The 21,275-nt window shown below is 35.6% G+C and carries 11 protein-coding genes, 3 tRNA genes, 3 rRNA genes and 1 pseudogene; 9 read left to right on the forward strand and 9 right to left on the reverse strand.

Annotated elements, in window-relative coordinates; all coding sequences use genetic code 11:
- Window positions 1-382: 382 nt before the first annotated feature.
- The 6 genes and pseudogenes from ACXHHC_RS05920 to ACXHHC_RS05945 all read left to right on the forward strand — a co-directional run.
- Window positions 383-640 (forward strand): annotated as a pseudogene (locus tag ACXHHC_RS05920) (transposase); the annotation flags it as partial.
- A 7-nt stretch (window positions 641-647) separates the two neighbouring features.
- Window positions 648-1,268: a transposase gene (locus ACXHHC_RS05925; protein ID WP_458228722.1), complete on the forward strand. Its 621-nt coding sequence runs from the start codon at window positions 648-650 to the stop codon at window positions 1,266-1,268.
- A 104-nt stretch (window positions 1,269-1,372) separates the two neighbouring features.
- Window positions 1,373-1,792 carry a hypothetical protein gene (locus ACXHHC_RS05930; RefSeq protein ID WP_458228723.1) on the forward strand — a complete coding sequence of 140 codons (420 nt, stop codon included), beginning with the start codon at window positions 1,373-1,375 and terminating at the stop codon, window positions 1,790-1,792.
- Between the two features lie 197 nt (window positions 1,793-1,989).
- Window positions 1,990-2,658: a hypothetical protein gene (locus ACXHHC_RS05935; protein WP_458228724.1), complete on the forward strand. Its 669-nt coding sequence runs from the start codon at window positions 1,990-1,992 to the stop codon at window positions 2,656-2,658.
- Window positions 2,659-2,781: 123 nt separating this feature from the next.
- Window positions 2,782-3,663 (forward strand): sugar phosphate isomerase/epimerase family protein, encoded by an 882-nt coding sequence (locus ACXHHC_RS05940; RefSeq protein WP_458228725.1) that lies wholly within the window; start codon window positions 2,782-2,784, stop codon window positions 3,661-3,663.
- Window positions 3,664-3,713: 50 nt separating this feature from the next.
- On the forward strand, window positions 3,714-4,127 hold the full coding sequence (locus ACXHHC_RS05945; protein WP_458228726.1) for an ACT domain-containing protein: 414 nt from the start codon (window positions 3,714-3,716) through the stop codon (window positions 4,125-4,127).
- Between the two features lie 59 nt (window positions 4,128-4,186).
- On the opposite strand, the gene ACXHHC_RS05950 is transcribed toward ACXHHC_RS05945, so the two are convergent.
- Window positions 4,187-5,086, reverse strand: coding sequence for a 3-keto-disaccharide hydrolase (locus tag ACXHHC_RS05950; protein ID WP_458228727.1), 900 nt, complete (start codon window positions 5,084-5,086; stop codon window positions 4,187-4,189).
- 150 nt (window positions 5,087-5,236) lie between these two features.
- Here ACXHHC_RS05950 and ACXHHC_RS05955 point away from each other — a divergent pair, with 150 nt between their 5' ends.
- The 3 genes from ACXHHC_RS05955 (at window position 5,237) to ACXHHC_RS05965 (ending at window position 10,481) form a co-directional block, all read left to right on the forward strand.
- Window positions 5,237-5,764, forward strand: a complete 528-nt coding sequence (locus tag ACXHHC_RS05955; protein WP_458228728.1) for a VOC family protein — start codon at window positions 5,237-5,239, stop codon at window positions 5,762-5,764.
- Window positions 5,765-6,357: 593 nt separating this feature from the next.
- The gene (locus ACXHHC_RS05960; protein ID WP_458228729.1) at window positions 6,358-9,843 is read left to right on the forward strand and encodes an Ig-like domain-containing protein; all 3,486 of its coding nucleotides are present in this window, start codon (window positions 6,358-6,360) and stop codon (window positions 9,841-9,843) included.
- 176 nt (window positions 9,844-10,019) lie between these two features.
- Window positions 10,020-10,481, forward strand: coding sequence for a RidA family protein (locus tag ACXHHC_RS05965; RefSeq protein WP_458228730.1), 462 nt, complete (start codon window positions 10,020-10,022; stop codon window positions 10,479-10,481).
- A 111-nt stretch (window positions 10,482-10,592) separates the two neighbouring features.
- Here ACXHHC_RS05965 and ACXHHC_RS05970 read toward each other — a convergent pair whose 3' ends face one another.
- The 8 genes from ACXHHC_RS05970 to ACXHHC_RS06005 form a co-directional block, all read right to left on the reverse strand.
- On the reverse strand, window positions 10,593-12,581 hold the full coding sequence (locus ACXHHC_RS05970) for a LamG domain-containing protein (protein ID WP_458228731.1): 1,989 nt from the start codon (window positions 12,579-12,581) through the stop codon (window positions 10,593-10,595).
- 227 nt (window positions 12,582-12,808) lie between these two features.
- The gene (locus ACXHHC_RS05975) at window positions 12,809-14,053 is read right to left on the reverse strand and encodes a glycoside hydrolase family 117 protein (protein ID WP_458228732.1); all 1,245 of its coding nucleotides are present in this window, start codon (window positions 14,051-14,053) and stop codon (window positions 12,809-12,811) included.
- Window positions 14,054-14,976: 923 nt separating this feature from the next.
- Window positions 14,977-15,085: ribosomal RNA gene (rrf, locus tag ACXHHC_RS05980) — 5S ribosomal RNA — on the reverse strand.
- 207 nt (window positions 15,086-15,292) lie between these two features.
- A 23S ribosomal RNA gene (locus ACXHHC_RS05985) occupies window positions 15,293-18,070 on the reverse strand.
- A 244-nt stretch (window positions 18,071-18,314) separates the two neighbouring features.
- Window positions 18,315-18,388 (reverse strand) — tRNA-Ala (locus ACXHHC_RS05990).
- Between the two features lie 156 nt (window positions 18,389-18,544).
- Window positions 18,545-18,618, reverse strand: a tRNA-Ile gene (locus ACXHHC_RS05995).
- A gap of 84 nt (window positions 18,619-18,702) precedes the next feature.
- Window positions 18,703-20,222 (reverse strand): 16S ribosomal RNA (locus ACXHHC_RS06000).
- The 16S, 23S and 5S rRNA genes sit together here with 2 tRNA genes alongside, the layout of an rRNA operon.
- A 963-nt stretch (window positions 20,223-21,185) precedes the next feature.
- A tRNA-Ser gene (locus ACXHHC_RS06005) sits at window positions 21,186-21,270 on the reverse strand.
- Between the last annotated feature and the right edge of the window lie 5 nt (window positions 21,271-21,275).

Consider the following 21,275-nt stretch of genomic DNA (forward strand, 5'->3'; position numbering starts at 1 on the left):
ACGTGAATCTTTTAGTGGCTACGTACTTGAAAAAACAGCGACAATGTTGAAAATTAAACGTAGCTCCGTAAATAATTCAGTAGATACTTAAAAAACAGTAGCAGCGAAAAACCAAAAGACAACACTGCATAGGCTCGATTTTTGGCTTTGTTACTAATTTTTAGTTCACTACTTTTATAAAAAAAATAGGCTATAACCGAGAGGGCTCTGTCCTTTTACCAAAAATCCAGCCTATACAAACCCGTCAGACTGTCTCAAAACTATTAGATATTACTTATCTTTAAGTATGCAGTATCTTCAAAAACAACCTCGTACACAGATTACATTATTTACTACTTGTCTAGACGATATGATTCCTTTGGAAAACTCTGTTCGTATTATAGATAATTTTGTAGATTCTTTAGATATGAGTTCATTAGGTTTTAATCCTTTACAAACACAAGGAAGACCTCCCTATGATCCCGCAGATTTGTTAAAACTATATATCTATGGGTATATGAACAGAATACGTTCTTCTAGACAATTAGAAATTGAATGTAAAAGAAACATAGAACTCTTTTGGCTCATGGGGAATTTAAAACCTGATCATAATACCATCTCTCGTTTTAGAAAAGACAATCCAAAAGCTATTAAAAGGGTCTTCTGATTTGGGAATCAAAACATTGGTTGCCATTCCTAATATTGGTAGAAAATCTCAAGCTCCAAACCCTGAATACAATGCTGAAAACTTTGTTTATAACCACCTTAAAGATTCTTATACTTGTCCGCAAAAAAACGAACTCAACACCAATGGAAATTGGTATGCTTCTAGGAATTATAAATTCAAACAATACAGAACAAGTGCTTGTAAAAATTGTATAGTTCGTAGCCAATGTACAACGGCTAAGAATGGTAAAATTGTACAACGTACTGAGTATACTCAGTACACAGAAATCAATGCCAAAAACGTAGAGAGACACCCTGATATGTACAAGAAAAGACAAGCATTGGTAGAGCATCCGTATGGCACTATAAAAAGGCAATGGGGATATGATCATATTATAACCAAAAAAGGAAGAAAAAGAGCTAGTGCAGACTTTGGACTCATTACAATAGCATATAACCTAAAAAGACTTATAAAACTAGGGTGGAAAGCAATAGATGTACTCTTTTTAACTCTAAAGGGCTTATATAGACTCTTAATTCGAGAAATAAGCGAGATCTATAAAGGTTTTTACTTTTTAATGGGAATAGCTTTTTTTTACAAAAACCAAAGTGTTAAATCGTAGAATTCTGTACTTTTAAAGAAAAAAAAGGTGGTTCTGAGACAGACTGCCGTTGTGTGCAAGTAAAATCAGATATGAGAAATTGGCATCCAGAAAGAATACCGATTATGAGAGAAGAAGATTATCACACTCACTATTTAGGTGAACTGGAAGATGGTCGACTCTTTTTTGGATATGAAACATTTGTCTTCCCAAGTGGATATTCGGGAGAAAATTGGCAGGAAAAACGTTTAGAATACGCAATCGTTTACCTTTTTGATAGTGATGGAAACCATATTGAAACCCTTCATGTATTAGCTGGTAAAACGAGCGAGTTAGAACTGGGACAATCTAGTGTAAGACTGAAAATTTTATTAGAACCTCTTGGAAAACTCAACTATAGAAACATCGAAGTGAAACCCTTCTCAACCATTATTGATGGAATTGAGTTTGGATTGATACCAGATGATGAGACTGAATCAATTGAACTTCAACCAAGCTCGACCATTGCTTTTTTTGAACCTTGGAACGGAGAATATGATACTTAGAAAAAGAAAACCTGCACACAACAACACCTATACGCAATGCCCTTCGGGACAATGCGCATAGCTAAACCGTTAGCCAATATTTGATGTTGCGAAGTATAATCATAACTTTACTTTTATTAAGCTTAAACTTAAGTGCTCAATCAGAATTTAATCAAGTAAGTAAATGCTATTTTGAGAAATCAAAGAATGCCGAAAAATTGAAAACTGAAATCAAAAAAATTGAAAGCTTTCTTATCGAAAAAAACTTCCTTAAAAATAGTTCTGGAAAGTCTTATTACGACCTGTTTAAAAAAGTAGCTTTACTCGAAAAAGACATCAGCTATAGATATGATTTCATTGATTCAATTCAAGGAATGGAAATTCAACCTATTGAAGAATGCGAAAAAATCAATTTGCAATTACTAAAAGACGAAAGCTCGAAAACTAGTCTCTTGAAAAAAGAACTTTCATCATTGAATAATGAAAATAATATTTCGCCAAAGTTAGTAGCTGAAAAACTCTTAACTCTATTGGATGAAAAAGATTTTGAGAATTATCTACAGAAAATGAAAGTTTTATTATTAATTGAAAACTTTAAATCAATAGATATTTCGAGTGTTTTTCCAACCGAAAAATTGAGTTCTAATGAAAATAACAACTCTATCAAAATTGAAATAGACGGAGAAAATAAAATCTGGCTTAATGGTGAAAGCGTTGAATTAAATGAAATGTTTGATAAACGAATTACTAGTTACGTAAAAAATCAAATTAAATCTTTTAAAATTACAACATCATCAAAATCGAAATTTTCAATATTTTCACAATTAACCGAAAGATTGAAAAAAATTAATTCTGAAATTAAATTCAGCTTAGAAATTAGTGAATAAAAACATTGGCTAACAAAGAACTGAGGTAAAAAACAAGAAAAACATCACATCATAAAGCCCTTTTAAGTAACTCTTTGTTCCTGTCTCAAAGTTCAGTACTTTTAAAAACAAGTGCCAAAAACTATGAGAACTCTTTTTCACCTTGCCATTACGTCTTTTTTTTCAGTACTTCTTTTTGCTTGTACAAATAAAAAAAATAATCCGTCCATTAAAATTCGCGAAGTATCTCCTTGGTGCATCATAGGTTTTGATTCTTTGAATAGAACACCAAAACAGCGAATTTCTATGTTAAAACAAATGGGATTCACAAAATATGGCTATAACAAAGGAAAAGGAGACCTGAGTAAAATGAAAGATGAATTTAGACTCGCAAAAGAAAACAATCTCCAAATAACTTCTGTTTTTCTATGGTTAAATGCAAACAGAGATAGTATTGGTAAATTAAGCTCAATGAATCAGGAATTGCTAAACAACTTAACCGAAATTGATACAAAACCTACTATATGGTTAAGTTTTAGTCATAATTTTTTTAAAAATATCAATCAAAATGAGTCTATAGAAGTAGCTACTAAGATGATCAAACAGATCAAATTAAAAGCTGATGAAATAGGTTGTAAATTAGCACTGTACAATCATCATGGTTGGTTTGGGAATCCTTACAATCAATTAGAGGTTTTAGAAAAATTAAATCAAGATGATATTTCTATTGTGTACAATTTTCATCATGCTCATGAATATGTAGATGAATTTCCTAAAATCGTAAAAAAAATAATGCCCTATTTATCCTATGTAAATTTAAATGGTGTAAAAAAGGAGGGACCAAAAATATTACCCATAGGTAAGGGAGATTTTGAGTTAAAAATGATTCAACAATTATTAGAGGAAGGATATAAAGGGCCTTGGGGTATTTTAGGGCACATTAAAAACGAAGACGTCCAAAAGGTTTTAAATAGAAATATTGACGGGTTAAAATTGATAAATTCAAAGCTGAATCAACATCAATAAAATAACAAACACAAAATATCTATTATACAAACTCTATATGTTAACATCAAATGGTTGGAGAAACAAACTTATCTGAATTAATAAAAGGAATGACACCTAAACTAGTAGAGGGCGAGTATGTGTTTTCGACAATAAAAGATATTAATAAAATTGACCGAAAAGATACTATAGGTGAATTTAAAGAAAGTGAGGGAACTACTATTATTATAGAGAAAACAAAAGCAGACCAATTAAATTTGGACTACGAATATATTGCCTCTTGGATTACGCTTACAATTCACTCCTCTCTCAATGCAGTGGGTTTAACGGCTATGTTCTCAACAGCCTTGGCAAATAATGGCATCAGCTGTAATGTAATTGCTGGATATTACCACGATCATATTTTTGTTGCTAAAAAAGACTCGGACAAAGCTCTTAAAGTCTTGGTCGCATTATCTAAAAACAATACTCGCTACAAAGATTAACTATAAAAGTGCTAAAAACCTAGCTATGTTGGCTAGGTTCATTTTTTACAACAAGTTCACTAGTCATTGTAAAACAATGCATCTTTTTCTAGAGGTAATTTATGTATGGGTCTTATTCTAACATCTTTAAAAAAAACCTCTGCAGCTTCACTTTGCAATTGTATTTTACCTTTGGTTAGCGGAATACTTCTTCCTTCTTTTGTTGTATAACTAGAATTCTTTAATATCATGACTACCTTGCCATTCACCATATGAATACTTTTATCTTTATAGCAATATAAATCTAAGGTATTCCACTCGCTACTTGGCTTCTCGTAATTATTACTTCGCATACAATAGTTTCCATTTACACTAGTCATGCTAAAAGGTAAAAACTCCTGTGTTTCATGTGCTACAGGGTTTAAATTCCCCTCTCCTTTATAAGCTCTAATAGAAATTGCTGAATTTGCTTGACTCCAAAAATCTCCTGTATGCCCCTCCATTATTTGAAATTCTTGAGATAACATCCAAGACCTCCAATATTCAACCCCCATAGGTCCTATTGAATGATATAAAATTCCAGAGTCTTTTAATAAGTTTTTTCTATAAGCCCATTTTTGCTTCCCCCATTTATACTTTAATTGAAAATGATAATTCTCGTATTCTTTTTTGGTTATAAGACATCCGTAATACGCACCTGTATTCCTTATTACAGTACTACCATCCATTTTAATTGTAGTAAATACATCATAACCTTTTTTATTTAAACCTATTGGCGGAATCTCTTTTCCATTTTCGTCTTTTGGCTTTAATCCATTGTATCCTACCTTGTGTTGATAACTTAAATAAACATCCCAATTTGTTAAGTCTTGGTCTACTAAAATTTCCCAATGACTTTTTTGTACTCGTAACAAAGAACAAGAAGCAAAAAAGAAAACACCAATTATAACTATTTTAATACTAAAATTTAAACGCATCATAAAAAATTAAATTTTGTTGAAATTAACAACTAACGCTACCAACTTAGAATAATCTACTAGACAAAAACTAACAATCATCTTTTTTAGCTATTTTATCCTTGTTCCACTATAATTCTTCTTATAATTTAACCATTCCTAAATTTAAACTTTATGAACCCTAAATTAATTCCATTGCAAAAAAAAAGACAAAATCGTTTAAACCTTGTAAAGATGCTTTTAATAGTATTTATTCTTTTTAATACACTTCCTTCCTTTTGTCAAGAGATAAATACTCCTACAAATGAAAAAAAAGCAAAAGTAACAGGACTAAGATACATTAATGTACATGTGTTAAAACTAGAAAAAACATTACACCTTTATAGAGAGATTCTTGGTTTTACACTATACGATGCAGAAGTTCTACATGGTAAAGGAATAGAAGGAATGCTTGTTTTAAAATTAAAAGCCAACGACTTAGAAATTTCCCTATCGGTAACAGCTCCCGAATATAAAGACACTATTGGGACTATCGGTAACACCAACCACAATCATTTTATGCTAAAAGTAAACAATATTAAAACCATTGGAGACTTGTTAAAAAAACACGGTTACGAACTAGAAAACGAACACTATACTAGAGATAAATACACTTTCTTTAAAGGACCTAATGGAGAAATAATTGGCCTATCATCATGGTAATTGAACTTGTACACATTATTGGTTATTTAAATAATAGTACTTCTGCTTTAATAATAACATCTTCTTCTACATTATAAAACCTCCCTAACAAAACTCTCACAGTATCGTCATGTCTGCGGGAGTTTTTTTTAGCAACTATTTTAAAAGTACCCCAAATAGCTATCCTAATTTTAAAGAACATAAAGTAACCTACACATCTCCAAATCCTTCAACATAGACAAACCCGTTAATTCAACCAAAATAAATTATCAATTCATAACAAAAAAAAGCATACTAAAGTGTAAAACTATTGTTCAAAAAATCATTATCCTCCCTATTTTAAAGAGCAAAAGAGCTCTTAAATTCAAAAAAAATAAAAAAAGAAGTTCATATTTTCAATTCTTTCACACTACAGACAAACATTTAAATCAAACAGTTAAACACAGATATAACATAGCTTCACAACTATTTTCACAATTAATTTCACGCATTTAAAACAGAGAATAATCTAAAATAATTCAATAAATAATAATTTATTTGTATTTTAACACATGTTAAATCAGCTATGTATTAATGAGTATGCATTACTCAAGTCTTTTTAAACCCCATTACCCATGAAACAAAAAACTACTTTCTTTTTTGTTTGTAAAACACTGAAGTACTTCTTATTGAGTCTTCTTTTTACAACATTATTAACTACTGAGTCATTTGCTCAATCCAACCCAGTTACTTATTTCGAAGATTTTAATTCCCCTGGATATCCCTCTAATATACCCGCTGGTAGTTATTGGACATTTCATAACGAGATTCATCCCTCACAGGATACTTGGGAGAAATTTATTCCCGGTGATGGTTATGCCTATATAAAGGTAGACCCAGATACAAGTAACGACTTAGATTGGATTCACCCATTCCAAACTCTTGAGTTTGGAGGAGCAGGAGAAAATCACCGTTTAGAAGTAAGAATGAAAGGAGCTGTTACAGACGGTGGTCTAGTAGGTTTCCTTTTTACTTACGAACAAGAAGGTTCTATATTTAATGAAGTGGATATAGAAATTGTAGCGGACGATAGCGCTACTCCATCACATGAAACTTTACCAGAAAATGGAGGTTGGACAGATGCAAGGTTTAATACTTGGAGAAATGCCAACGAAAACTCAGGACAACCATTTACAGGAACCATGAAGGCTGTTGTAAACGACCAAAATGAAAAAATTTCTTTAATTGACGATGAATTTCATACCTATACTATAGATTGGAGAGAAGATAGAATTGACTTCTTTATTGATGGTGTGTTACAAGAAACAATTACTACAAATGTAGCGGAAAAAGAATCTGAAATTATCTTTGGATTTAGACAACTACCTTGGGCAGGAAATTTTAACTGGACAGGTGTACACACAATGGTAATTGATTATTTAAAAATAGAGCCTATAGAGCCAGAAACATTTGCTGCTACAGACTTTATTACAACTCCATACAACACTCCAACGGTTTTAGATGTATTGAACAACGATACTGCTAATACAACTATTGTTTCTTTTGATACAACAACAACTCAAGGAAATACAATTACAGGTAATGCAAACGAACTTACATTTACACCGCTAAATCTTTTTATTGGTGAAGACAGCTTTACGTATACAATTGAAGATGACGAAGGTGTTCAAGTAACTGCAACAGTACATATTACTGCTAGTCCTAGACCTTTAGATGCTGTAAATGATGTAATCTCTGTAGCGACAAACAGTGCTGTTACGTCTATTGATGTAATTGCTAATGACGACTTTGGTCCTTATGGTGCACATCCTGGTCATCCTTTAACTTTACCAGGTGGTAAAACAATATCTGCTAGTACTAACCATGGTGCTATAGCTGTTGTTAATGGTAAAATTGACTACACACCTGCAAACGGATTTACAGGTACAGATACCTTTAATTACACACTTACCGACGGATATGGATTTGCTTCATCTGCAACTGTAACTATTACTGTAGGTGGAACTGTTGTAGTAGATGCAAACGCTGTTATAGATAACTATACCATAAATGAAGATACAGCAACCAACTTTGAAGTATTAGCAAATGATGCTGGTGTAGGAATCTCTATCATCGCTTACGATACTACTACTACTGCTGGTCAATCAGTATCTCAATTGGGAACTTTACTTACATACACACCTGCAAATGGATTTACAGGTACAGATACATTTACCTATACTATAGAAGATACCAACGGAGTACAATCAACTGCAACCGTTAACGTAACAGTTCAAGAAGTAGTAATAGACACTGGCGTATTAACTGCTAATGATGATACCGTAAGTGTAGGAACTAACAGTGCTGTAACAGCTATTGATGTAACTGCTAATGATAATTATGGTACAAGAGGAGCACATCCAGGTCACCCATTAACTTTACCAGGTGGTAAAACAATATCTGCTAGTAATAACCATGGAGCTATAGCCGTTGTTAATGGTAAAATTAACTATACGCCTGCCAATGGATTTACAGGTACAGATACCTTTAATTACACTATTACAGATGGTGGAGGATTTGCTTCATCTGCAACTGTAACTATTACTGTTGGTGGAACTGTTGTAATAGATGCAAACGCTGTTACAGATAACTATACCATAAATGAAGATACAGCAACCAACTTTGAAGTATTAGCAAATGATGCTGGTGTAGGAATCTCTATCATCGCTTACGATGCTACTACTACTGCTGGTCAATCAGTATCTCAATCGGGAGCTTTACTTACATACACACCTACAAATGGATTTACAGGTGCAGATACATTTACCTACACTATAGAAGATACCAACGGAGTACAATCAACTGCAACCGTTAACGTAACAGTTCAAGAAGTAGTAATAGACACTGGTGTATTAACGGCCAATGATGATACTGTAAGTGTAGGAACCAACAGTGCTGTAACGGCTATTGATGTAACTGCTAATGATAATTATGGTACAAGAGGAGCACATCCAGGTCACCCATTAACTTTACCAGGTGGTAAAACAATTTCTGCTAGTAATAACCATGGAGCTATAGCGGTTGTTAATGGTAAAATTAACTATACGCCTGCCAATGGATTTACAGGTACAGATACATTTAATTACACTATTACAGATGGTGGTGGATTTGCTTCATCTGCAACTGTAACTATTACTGTTGGTGGAACTGTTGTAATAGATGCAAACGCTGTTACAGATAACTATACCATAAATGAAGATACAGCAACCGACTTTGAGGTATTAGCAAATGATGCCGGTGTAGGAATCTCTATCATCGCTTACGATGCTACTACTACTGCTGGTCAATCAGTATCTCAATCGGGAACTTTACTTACATACACACCTACAAATGGATTTACAAGTGCAGATACATTTACCTATACCATAGAAGACACTAACGGAGTACAATCAACTGCAACCGTTAACGTAACGGTTCAAGAAGTAGTAATAGACACTGGTGTATTAACTGCTAATGATGATACTGTAAACGTAGGTATTGGTAGTGTAGCAACTCCTATTGATGTTACGGCTAATGATAGTTTTGGAGTAAGAGGACCACATTACGGACATCCTTTAACATTAACCAATGGTAAAATATTTACCGCTAGTAATAATCATGGAACTATAGAAGTAGTAAATGGTAAGGTAAATTACACACCTGCTTCAGGGTTTAGCGGAATTGATACTTTTACTTATACCATTACAGATGCTGGTGGTTGGGCAGCTACTGGAACAGTAACTGTAACCGTAAGCAACGCTACAACTACTGCATTTGACAATTCTTTCAATATCAATGTAAATTCAAATAACACGAATATTGCTGAGTTAGAGAATAGAATATTATCTTACTCTAATACCACAAGTGGTTATTTAAATATTCGTCTTTATAGCACAGCCAATACCAAAGCTTCTGTTATGTTAGTTGATATTACTGGTAAAGTGGTTTACACCAACCCTGTAGATATTAAAACAGGAAATAATGATTTGATGTTAAACTTAAGTTTACAGCCAGGAATTTATTTTATGAAAGTTGCTAATGCTGATGTAATTTATGGATCCAACAAAATCATTTTAAAATAATACTCTCTTTCTCTATCTTAGTAAGGTAAAGAGAGTACAAAAAACCGTTTCCTAATTAGGAAACGGTTTTTTTATTACCTAAAAGGTTACGGCAGTAATCATCTATTTTTTGTTTTTATACTTAGCTTAAAGTTTAGTACTTTTAAATATGTTATCCCTTTAAATAAAAAGTAAAAGTGAATCCAAAACAAAATTTAAAAAAACTAGGATTAGAGCTCCCTAAGACATCTACTCCTGGAGGAAGTTACGAATCGGTAAATATTAGAAAAGATATTGCTTACATTGCTATTCAGTTTCCTATTTTAAATGAAGATTTTAAATACCAAGGACGTTTAGGAAATGATATCTCTACAGAAGAAGGATTTAAAGCAATGGAATTGTGTGCTTTAAACGTATTATCACAAGTAGATAAAAAAATAGGATTCCATAAAATTTTAGGACTCAACCATATCGATGCTTATTTTCAATCTGGATCAAATTGGGACGAATCTCCCATAGTTGTTAACGGAGCTTCGGAATTATTTTTGAAAATTCTTGAAGAAAAAGGAAAACATTCAAGAGCCATATTTGGTGTGGAAAAACTTCCAAGAAACTTCTCTGTTGGGTTAACTGCATCATTTACTTTAGATATGGAATAACATGTTTACTCCTACAAACAAATCAACACAATCATTTTGTGTTTTGTTCTTTTACGATACAGAACACTAAATCTAGAAAAGTATATTCCTTAGATCTAAAAAGAAATAACATCAATCTAACAAACAATCCCCAAAAGAGATCAAAAACTTCTCCCCTAACATTTGCTCATAATTACCAGAAAAATGTTGATATACACTCAAGGCTGTTTGTTTCCTATTCAACTTACTTAAAGCCGTTATTCTATATTTAAGAGCATCTTCTGACAAGGTATCTAAAGACAACCATAGCGATGCTGCTTTAGATATAACTTCCCAATTCTTTAGTAACATTTTTTCCTCACAACAAGCTTTTAGCTTTTCAATGTGTAAATCGTTAATTTGAATAATTATTTTATCCATACTATCAATTTTTAACACTTTATTTAGCTGTAAATTTTTAAACGGATACTCCAAAATTTTATCAGTTGTAGAATCCTGTAAAATTAAAACATCAATAAATGCGTGCGCTACCTTTATTTCCCATCTTCTATCCTCATATTCAATAGTAACCCCCTCTATTAGAGATAGTATTTTTCGTAACCTGTGCATATTGGTACTACGATTACTCTTTTGCTGGGCAGTAGTATCATTTTCCCATAAAATATCAGACAATTCTGACGAACTTATATTTCTATTCTTAACAATAGGATACAATAACACTAATGAAAATAAACGAATTAAAGTAGGCGTAAATTCATGTGAGATGTCATTCTCTTTGGCATCAAAAGCTCTAAACCCATCCAAAAGATAAATAGCATTACTTTTTGGAAACAAAACCGTATCTGTTTTGTTTTCCTCTTTTATTATAACATTCTTTTTTACAATAAGAAAATACACCAAAAACAAAACTAACAAAGTCAAAATCCCTCCTATTATCCAACTAAAAGAATTAGATGTTGTTTGTTTGTAGGATAACAAATCACTTTCTAACCTTCCCTTATATACATCTCTAACTTCATTCGCACTTAATACTCTATTCCATATAGCAACTTCGGAAATTTTTCCTATAAACGGATCTCCCCATATACTTTTCCCAATAATCAATTCGGTTTCTTTACCTTCTGATTTAGCTTCTACAGGAACTGAATCCACAAACTCTCCATTTAAATAAAATCTTGCTATGTGATTGTAATTAATCACAGCGACCAAATGCTCCCAATCTTCATTGTATTTTCCTTTGTAATCTGATCGATTGGTAAATGCCATAGGCACACTAAAAAACATGCGCTGCCTTTGATTGGTATATCTAAATGAAAAATCTTTATTTCCTAATAAACCTATAATAGATTTACTTTTTGTTGTTTTAATCCATAGCGATAGTGTCATTTGATTTTTAAACGACAAACCATTCAATTTAACAAAAGAACTATCAGATGTAAAACTAGCTACTTTACCTTTTTCAGCATCTTCTACCAGTTTTACATTTCTTATGCTCACTAATTCTTTAGGAATAACAGATAAATCCTTAAAATCCTTCTTAAATGGCAAATAAACTTCTAGTTTATGACTTAGATTGGGTTCTTTAAGACTTTTATCGTATTCTTCTTTTACCTCTTTGGCAGACAAAACTTTGTTCCAAATACGCAGCTCATCCATTCTACCTGCTGCATCTACATTATACTTGTCTTTACCTATAATAAAATTACCTCTATTGCGTGCCCACCAGTTTGGTGCTATAGAATCTGTTAATATACAGTCTCCATTGTAATATACTTTTAACCTACTATCTTTCTCTATTGTAAAACCAAAGTGCTGCCAAACATCATCTGCAACTACACCTAATGTATTAACATCTCGCCTTAAATAATGGTTGAATTGCAGTTCGTGATTTGATAAATACCTAAAATAAAACAAGCCTTTCTCTCCAAACAACGTACCTGAATGAATATTTAAATCCTTAGGCTTAAACCAAAAAGTAACACTCAGCTGTGCACTCTTCTTAGTGTTTTCAATTTCAAAAGCATTTGCCTTGTCAGATAAAAGTGTTACTACTTCTCCTCTAACAATATCATTATCAATAGCCTTTAAATTCCTATCACTTCCTTTAGAAAGTAGATGCATGTTTTCAGAAAAAAACAAGCCTCTTTCTAAATTTTGAGCATGCGAACTCAGCAACAGAAAAAAAAGAAAGTAAGTAATGAGTTTACAAAACTTCATTATTAATAATTTGAAAAGTATAGTGATTAATTTACCGTGAAAATAACAAAAAATATATGTATAATTTAAACAAAAAAGAAAGCATCCCTTATATAAGGGATGCTTTAAAATAAATTAAAAAAGCTTTGTTATTACTTTCCTGTTTTCTTTACTAATTTTTTAGCATCATGAGATTTTTTTCTGTAAGATTCAAAACGCATAATACTTTGGTAATTCCAACTATTGTATTTGTGAGACAATCCCCAGTCTAAAACTGCCGAAGGGTTTTCTTCAGAAACTTCAATTGTTCTGTTTAAACCAATTGCATGTGCAATATTTTGCCCCTTAATAGCTCCTCTTACTTCAAAATTAACTCCATCTTCTGCCCATTGAATGGTATTTCTTTCTGGTCCGTCTGTAGTAATTAAAGAAGCAATTCCTCCATTTACTGGCCAAACACAAATTTCATGTCCTGAATTAGAAATTGGATTGTACTTAGATTTTACATAAGGTCCTTTAGGATTGTCAGCAATGGCAACACCATGACGAATTTGACGACCTCCAAATAAGATTTCTTCTCCCATTTGTTCTCCTTTATAATACAAATAAAACTTTCCTTTAAAAGGAATAATACAAGGATCATGAACTTTATGAGAATCAAAATCTCCTTTCTTAACCACAGATCTTCTGTCATTAACATCATCTCCTAACCACTCACCATTGTCTGCAGGTGCTAAAATAGGTTCCTTACTTTTTGTCCAAGGTCCGTTAGGCGATTTAGACCAAGCCAAACCAACTGTATTTTTTACTCTCTTCACATAAGGATGCTTTACTACCTGATAACACAAATAATACATATCTTCATGCTTCATAATTTCAACTGTAAAAACAGATCTATCATCATAAGCTCCTTTTTCTCCTCTCTTTACAGCAACACCTTCTTCTTTCCAAGTCCATCCATCTTTAGAAGTAGCGTACCATATATCACATCTATCCCAAGGAAAAACTTTTCCGTTTTCTGCATGTTCAAATCCATCAGTAACACCCGTACTTTTAGAATACCAAACATAGTACTTTCCATCTTCTTTAATTACTGCAGATGGATCTCTACGAACCACTCCCTCTTCATAAGCCAAATCACCTTTTAAAGGCTGCATTGGTTTAAACTCTCGGTACCAATCATTCTCTATATATTTCCATTGTAAGGCTCTTTTAGAAGCAGCACTTAAATATTCCTTATTCGTAATACCAAAACGGTCTAACTTTTCTGGAGATAAGTCTAACTCTTTTTCACAGTCAGTAGTTTCGTTTACAACTTTTACTTCTGATGCTTTTGGATTACACCCCACAAACATTGCTGCTAATACCAAAGTAGCAGATAGTACTTTTAATTTCATTCTGTGTTATTTTAATTTTTAACGATGGATTATTAATATATAAAAATATTTCAACAAGTAAATTTAGGTAAAAACCACTCTCATAAATAGAAGGAATACTCAAAAAGAGGTCATATTTAGTTTTTGTCTATGCATTATTAATAGCATTTATCAGTTATATCCTTAACTGCCAGATATTCAATAGCTCTTAAAATCCTAAAAAAAATGATGTTGAGGTGAATACTAGACAGTAAAAAGTTCTATAAGTTAGTTAAAAGCACACAAACAAAGTAGAAAAAGCTTCTAAAACTGTATTAATAAATTAAGATATACATCATTGTTTTGTACAAAATCAGCAGACACTAATCAATAGTACACACATACTTTCAATCACCAAAAAGAGTAAACCTAAAGCTGTATAGTACCATAAAAGATATTAATACTATTCAATAAAAATTCTTCCAACGCCTAAGCTCAGTCAAAGTTAATTCAAAACCTATATCTCAATTCTAAATTTATAGATTCGGCTTTATTGTTTTTGGGTGTTCCCCTTTTAATCAAGGGTCGGGCTATCCACTATATCTTTTGGTGTAGGTTACTCTCTCTTTAAATGGTTACTCATTGTTTAAAACATTACTTCTAATCTAAACAAGCTAAGCTCTATCACCAAAAGGATGCCGTTGCTATCCCTAACACTTTTTTAGACTTTTAGATATCAGTTATTAGATATTAGAATCCCAAACCAAAAAGCATGATTCTTACTCCTTCACTCCTCAACTTCTCAACTTCTTCACTCCTTCACTCCTTCACTCATATTATATCCAGTAAAAAAGTATCTAAAACAAACAATCCTTCACTACTAATGTAATGAAGGATTGTTATAAAATAAAAAACCCTGAACTAGGTTCAGGGTTTAAAAATCCTGAATTTATTTCAGGATAAAAAAAAGGCGATGACATACTCTCCCACCAGTGGTAGTACCATCTGCGCTAATAGGCTTAACTTCTCTGTTCGGGATGGGAAGAGGTGAGCCCTATTGCAATAATCACCTTAAGGTTGTCAATTACAAATTACGATTTAGTAAATTACGAATTATATAATGCATTCGTAATTCCTAATTAATCATTTCGTAATTAATTATGTTGTACATATTGATAACTAATATCTAAGATTTTATGTCTATTTTTTCTTGAGTTTCTTTGTACTATGTACTTAATACTTTGTACTAAAATTTAAATCATAATTATTAAAGCCCGCAAGGTACATAAGCCTATGGGTTATTAGTAATACTCGGCTATGATGTTACCACCTTTACACCTGTATCCTATCAAGGTCGTGATCTACAACCACCCTTTAAAGAAATCTCATCTTGTGGTGGGTTTCGCGCTTATATGCTTTCAGCGCTTATCCCTTCCCAACGTAGCTACTCAGCAATGCTCCTGGCGGAACAACTGATACACCAGAGGTTAGTTCAACTCGGTCCTCTCGTACTAGAGTCAAATCCACGCAAATTTCTAACGCCCGCTACAGATAGAGACCGAACTGTCTCACGACGTTCTGAACCCAGCTCGCGTGCCACTTTAATGGGCGAACAGCCCAACCCTTGGGACCTTCTCCAGCCCCAGGATGTGACGAGCCGACATCGAGGTGCCAAACCCCCCCGTCGATGTGAGCTCTTGGGGGAGATCAGCCTGTTATCCCCGGAGTACCTTTTATCCTTTGAGCGATGGCCCTTCCATGCGGAACCACCGGATCACTATGCTCTTGTTTCCAACCTGATCGACTTGTAAGTCTCGCAGTCAAGCACCCTTATGCCATTGCACTCTACGTACGGTTACCAAGCGTACTGAGGGTACCTTTAGAAGCCTCCGTTACTCTTTTGGAGGCGACCACCCCAGTCAAACTACCCACCAAGCACTGTCCCCATCGCTGGGTTAGACTCTAGATAAGCAAAGGGTGGTATTTCAACAATGACTCACACACGCCTAGCGACGCATGATCGAAGTCTCCCACCTATCCTACACATTACTTATCCAAAGCCAATACTAAGCTATAGTAAAGGTTCACGGGGTCTTTTCGTCCCGTAGCGGGTAATCGGCATCTTCACCGATACTACAATTTCACCGAGCTCATGGCTGAGACAGTGTCCAGATCGTTGCACCATTCGTGCAGGTCGGAACTTACCCGACAAGGAATTTCGCTACCTTAGGACCGTTATAGTTACGGCCGCCGTTTACTGGGGCTTCATTTCAGATCGTCGCCGAAGCTAAACCCTCCACTTAACCTTCCAGCACCGGGCAGGTGTCAGGCCCTATACATCAACTTTCGTTTTAGCAGAGCCCTGTGTTTTTGATAAACAGTCGCCTGGACCTTTTAACTGCGGCCCATCCGAAGATGGGCGACCCTTCTCCCGAAGTTACGGGTCGATTTTGCCTAGTTCCTTAGCCATGAATCACTCGAGCTCCTTAGAATACTCATCCCAACTACCTGTGTCGGTTTACGGTACAGGCTGCATCCCTCGCTTTTCTTGGAACCTCTTACTTACTTTCGCTTCGACCGAAGTCTAGGCTCAGCGTACATTTCCGTCAGTACGCAAGCATCTGGGAGATCCGTCACTTTTAACGGGTGCAGGTACAGGAATATTAACCTGTTGTCCATCGACTACCCCATTCGGGTTCGCCTTAGGCCCTGACTAACCCTCAGCTGATTAGCATCGCTGAGGAAACCTTAGTTTTTCGGAGGGCGGGTTTCTCACCCGCCTTATCGTTACTTATGCCTACATTTTCTTTTCTAGCCGTTCCAGCATACCTTACGATACACCTTCAACACAACTAGAATGCTCCCCTACCACTTTCGTCCATAGCTTCGGTAATATACTTATGCCCGATTATTATCCATGCTCGACCGCTCGACTAGTGAGCTGTTACGCACTCTTTAAATGAATGGCTGCTTCCAAGCCAACATCCTAGCTGTCTGGGCAGTCAAACCTCGTTTATTCAACTTAGTATATATTTGGGGACCTTAGCTGATGGTCTGGGTTCTTTCCCTCTCGGACATGGACCTTAGCACCCATGCCCTCACTGCTGTGTATATTATATAGCATTCGGAGTTTGTCAGGAATTGGTAGGCGGTGAAGCCCCCGCATCCAATCAGTAGCTCTACCTCTATATAACTAACCACAACGCTGCACCTAAATGCATTTCGGGGAGTACGAGCTATTTCCTGGTTTGATTGGCCTTTCACCCCTACCCACAGGTCATCCCAAGACTTTTCAACGTCAACGGGTTCGGTCCTCCACTCTGTGTTACCAGAGCTTCAACCTGCCCATGGGTAGATCACCAGGTTTCGCGTCTACTCAACCTAACTAAAACGCCCTATTAAGACTCGCTTTCGCTACGGCTCCTGTACTGAATACATTAACCTTGCTAGATAAAGTAACTCGTAGGCTCATTATGCAAAAGGCACGCCGTCACCCCATAGGGCTCCGACCGCTTGTAGGTGTACGGTTTCAGGATCTATTTCACTCCCTTACTTAGGGTTCTTTTCACCTTTCCCTCACGGTACTAGTTCACTATCGGTCTCTCAGGAGTATTTAGCCTTACCGGATGGTCCCGGCAGATTCAGACAGGGTTCCACGTGCCCCGCCCTACTCAGGAATCTGATACAATAACTTCTCTTACCTATACGGGGCTATCACCCTTATCGCTCCACTTTCCAGAGGATTCTAGTTCAATTGTTTCTTGATGACTCAGTCCTACAACCCCTATTTTGCCGTAACAAAATAGGTTTGGGCTAATTCGCGTTCGCTCGCCACTACTAACGAAATCATTATTATTTTCTCTTCCTATGGTTACTTAGATGTTTCAGTTCACCACGTTTGCTCCTCTCGGTAGTATATCTTCAATATACTGGGTTGCCCCATTCGGAAATCTTCGGGTAAAGTTATGTGCACCTAACCGAAGCTTATCGCAGCTTATCACGTCCTTCATCGCCTCTGAGAGCCTAGGCATCCGCCATACACCCTTAATTAGCTTATTGTACCTATTTGCGTCTTTAATTTATTACAGTTAAACTGTAATTATTTTATAATTCTTGTAATTAATACTTTGTACTATGTACTCTATACTAATTACTAAATTTGTATGTCTACTCAAGTAAAATATTTTTCTCTTAAATATTTTTTATCAATATGTCAATGAACTTTAATCGCTGTAAGCTTTATGCTATACGCATTAGGCTTGGCAGCTTATAGCATAAGGCATAGAGCCTATAGCTATTATTGTGGAGAATATCGGAGTCGAACCGATGACCTCTTGCGTGCAAGGCAAGCGCTCTAGCCAGCTGAGCTAATCCCCCTTATACTAGTGTTAGTAATTAGTAGTTAGTCATTAGTAATTACTAATTCGTAATTTGTAATTATCTGCTTCTAGAATTTCCTTTTTTAATACAATCTGACAACTAAGTTGTCTTTTTTTATCTCTACCTGTCTTACTAGACAAGCTTCGCTTGTTGTAGTCTCGGGCAGACTCGAACTGCCGACCTCTACATTATCAGTGTAGCGCTCTAACCAGCTGAGCTACGAGACTCTATGTGATTGTATTATATATCATTAAAAATTAACAGCAATTAAAAAGTAAACCTAACTTCTTTAAACACCTTTTTTTCTCTAGAAAGGAGGTGTTCCAGCCGCACCTTCCGGTACGGCTACCTTGTTACGACTTAGCCCTAGTTACCAGTTTTACCCTAGGCGGCTCCTTGCGGTGACCGACTTCAGGCACTCCCAGCTTCCATGGCTTGACGGGCGGTGTGTACAAGGCCCGGGAACGTATTCACCGCATCATGGCTGATATGCGATTACTAGCGATTCCAGCTTCATGGAGTCGAGTTGCAGACTCCAATCCGAACTGTGACAATGTTTATAGATTCGCTCCTCATCGCTGAGTGGCTGCTCGCTGTCATTGCCATTGTAGCACGTGTGTAGCCCAGGACGTAAGGGCCGTGATGATTTGACGTCATCCCCACCTTCCTCGCGGTTTGCACCGGCAGTCTCGCTAGAGTCCACAGCTTTACCTGTTTGCAACTAACGATAGGGGTTGCGCTCGTTATAGGACTTAACCTGACACCTCACGGCACGAGCTGACGACAACCATGCAGCACCTTGTAAGAAGTCCGAAGAAATATCTATCTCTAAATAATGCATCCTACATTTAAGCCCTGGTAAGGTTCCTCGCGTATCATCGAATTAAACCACATGCTCCACCGCTTGTGCGGGCCCCCGTCAATTCCTTTGAGTTTCAATCTTGCGACCGTACTCCCCAGGTGGGACACTTATCACTTTCGCTTAGTCACTGAAGAATTCCAACAACTAGTGTCCAACGTTTACGGCGTGGACTACCGGGGTATCTAATCCCGTTCGCTCCCCACGCTTTCGTTCATCAGCGTCAGTACATACGTAGTGGACTGCCTTCGCAATCGGTATTCTATGTAATATCTATGCATTTCACCGCTACACTACATATTCTATCCACTTCCATATGACTCAAGACTAACAGTATCAAAGGCAGTGCCATAGTTGAGCTATGGGATTTCACCTCTGACTGATCAGCCCGCCTACGAACCCTTTAAACCCAATGATTCCGGATAACGCTTGCACCCTCCGTATTACCGCGGCTGCTGGCACGGAGTTAGCCGGTGCTTATTCGTAGAGTACCGTCAAACAAATACACGTATCTGCGTTTCTTCCTCTATAAAAGAAGTTTACAACCCATAGGGCAGTCATCCTTCACGCGGCATGGCTGGTTCAGAGTTGCCTCCATTGACCAATATTCCTCACTGCTGCCTCCCGTAGGAGTCTGGTCCGTGTCTCAGTACCAGTGTGGGGGATCTCCCTCTCAGGACCCCTACTTATCGTTGCCATGGTAAGCCGTTACCTTACCATCTAGCTAATAAGACGCATAGCCATCTTAAACCAATAAATCTTTAATTATCAAATTATGCAATTCAATAACACTATGGAGTATTAATCTTCGTTTCCAAAGGGTATTCTCCAGTTTAAGGTAGGTTCTATACGCGTTACGCACCCGTGCGCCGGTCGTCAGCAAATAGCAAGCTATCCCTGTTACCCCTCGACTTGCATGTGTTAAGCCTGCCGCTAGCGTTCATCCTGAGCCAGGATCAAACTCTTCATCGTTATATTTTTATATTTCGATGCTCAAAAAAATCTATGGTGACACTGAAACAAGTTCAGCAATCTTCCATGCGATCTACTCTTTAATTCGCGCTGTCAATTTCAAATTTCTCAATGAACTTAACCACTTAGTGGTTTTTGTTACTCCGCCGAAGCGGGCTGCAAATGTAAGAATCTTTTCTTTCTTAAAACAAACTTTTTTCAAGTTTTTTTTAAGAAAATCTTAAGCTTTAATTAACACCTTAATCAAACAACTAAAACCAGTTATTCTAATGATAATCTGTAACTTAAAAACTCCTACGCTGCTAATGAACTTTGCTAACTCAGCTCGTTTGCCTTACTGCGTTTGCGGGTGCAAAGATACACAACTATTCCCCTTAAACAAGCAAAAAACTGTAAAAAATCAGAAAAAATATTTAACACATTGATTTACAGAAAAATAAATTTACTACATATTTTGAAAAACCCTTAATTGTCTAAAAAACGGATCAACTATATATATAATAGACAGCCATTATAGTAAAACACCTACTAAATATAGAACCTCAGCAATAAAACTAAATACTATTACTATATATAGTACTACAACTCCCTAACGAGATAATACACTATTATATATCAATCATTCTTAAAGTACTTCGTTTCATACTTAAGATAATTTCAACACTCACTTCTCAGTCTAAAAATTCTTTTCTAAAAAGTTAAGAAAATGAGTAAAACTATAAAGTTATCTAATTGCTCCTTTTTCATCATCTACTAATACGCACCTATATAATGTAAACTAAATACGAAACAACGTTATAAACAAAAAAACCTACAACAAATGCTGTAGGTCTCTTTATAATAAAAAGGGAAGTATTTTATCAATACATCATCTTCCTTATTTCACAAACACTTTAATCCTAAAAACAAAAAAACCACTCAAGTAATACTTGGTGGTTTTTAATTAAAGCCTTAAGCTTTTCGCGGAGAAAGAGGGATTCGAACCCCCGGTCCTGTTACAGACAACGGTTTTCAAGACCGCCGCATTCGACCACTCTGCCATTTCTCCTAAAG

The sequence above is a fragment of the Wenyingzhuangia sp. IMCC45574 genome (assembly GCF_054182685.1).

Bases quoted from the DNA above. Each gene is read 5' to 3' on its own strand.
- ACXHHC_RS05955 (WP_458228728.1), top strand. From the start codon at position 5,237: ATGAACCCTAAATTAATTCCATTGCAAAAAAAAAGACAAAATCGTTTA.
- ACXHHC_RS05960 (WP_458228729.1), top strand. From the start codon at position 6,358: ATGAAACAAAAAACTACTTTCTTTTTTGTTTGTAAAACACTGAAGTAC.
- ACXHHC_RS05970 (WP_458228731.1), bottom strand. From the start codon at position 12,581: ATGCATCTACTTTCTAAAGGAAGTGATAGGAATTTAAAGGCTATTGAT.
- ACXHHC_RS05975 (WP_458228732.1), bottom strand. From the start codon at position 14,053: ATGAAATTAAAAGTACTATCTGCTACTTTGGTATTAGCAGCAATGTTT.
- ACXHHC_RS05950 (WP_458228727.1), bottom strand. From the start codon at position 5,086: ATGATGCGTTTAAATTTTAGTATTAAAATAGTTATAATTGGTGTTTTC.
- ACXHHC_RS05930 (WP_458228723.1), top strand. From the start codon at position 1,373: ATGAGAGAAGAAGATTATCACACTCACTATTTAGGTGAACTGGAAGAT.
- ACXHHC_RS05945 (WP_458228726.1), top strand. From the start codon at position 3,714: ATGGTTGGAGAAACAAACTTATCTGAATTAATAAAAGGAATGACACCT.
- ACXHHC_RS05940 (WP_458228725.1), top strand. From the start codon at position 2,782: ATGAGAACTCTTTTTCACCTTGCCATTACGTCTTTTTTTTCAGTACTT.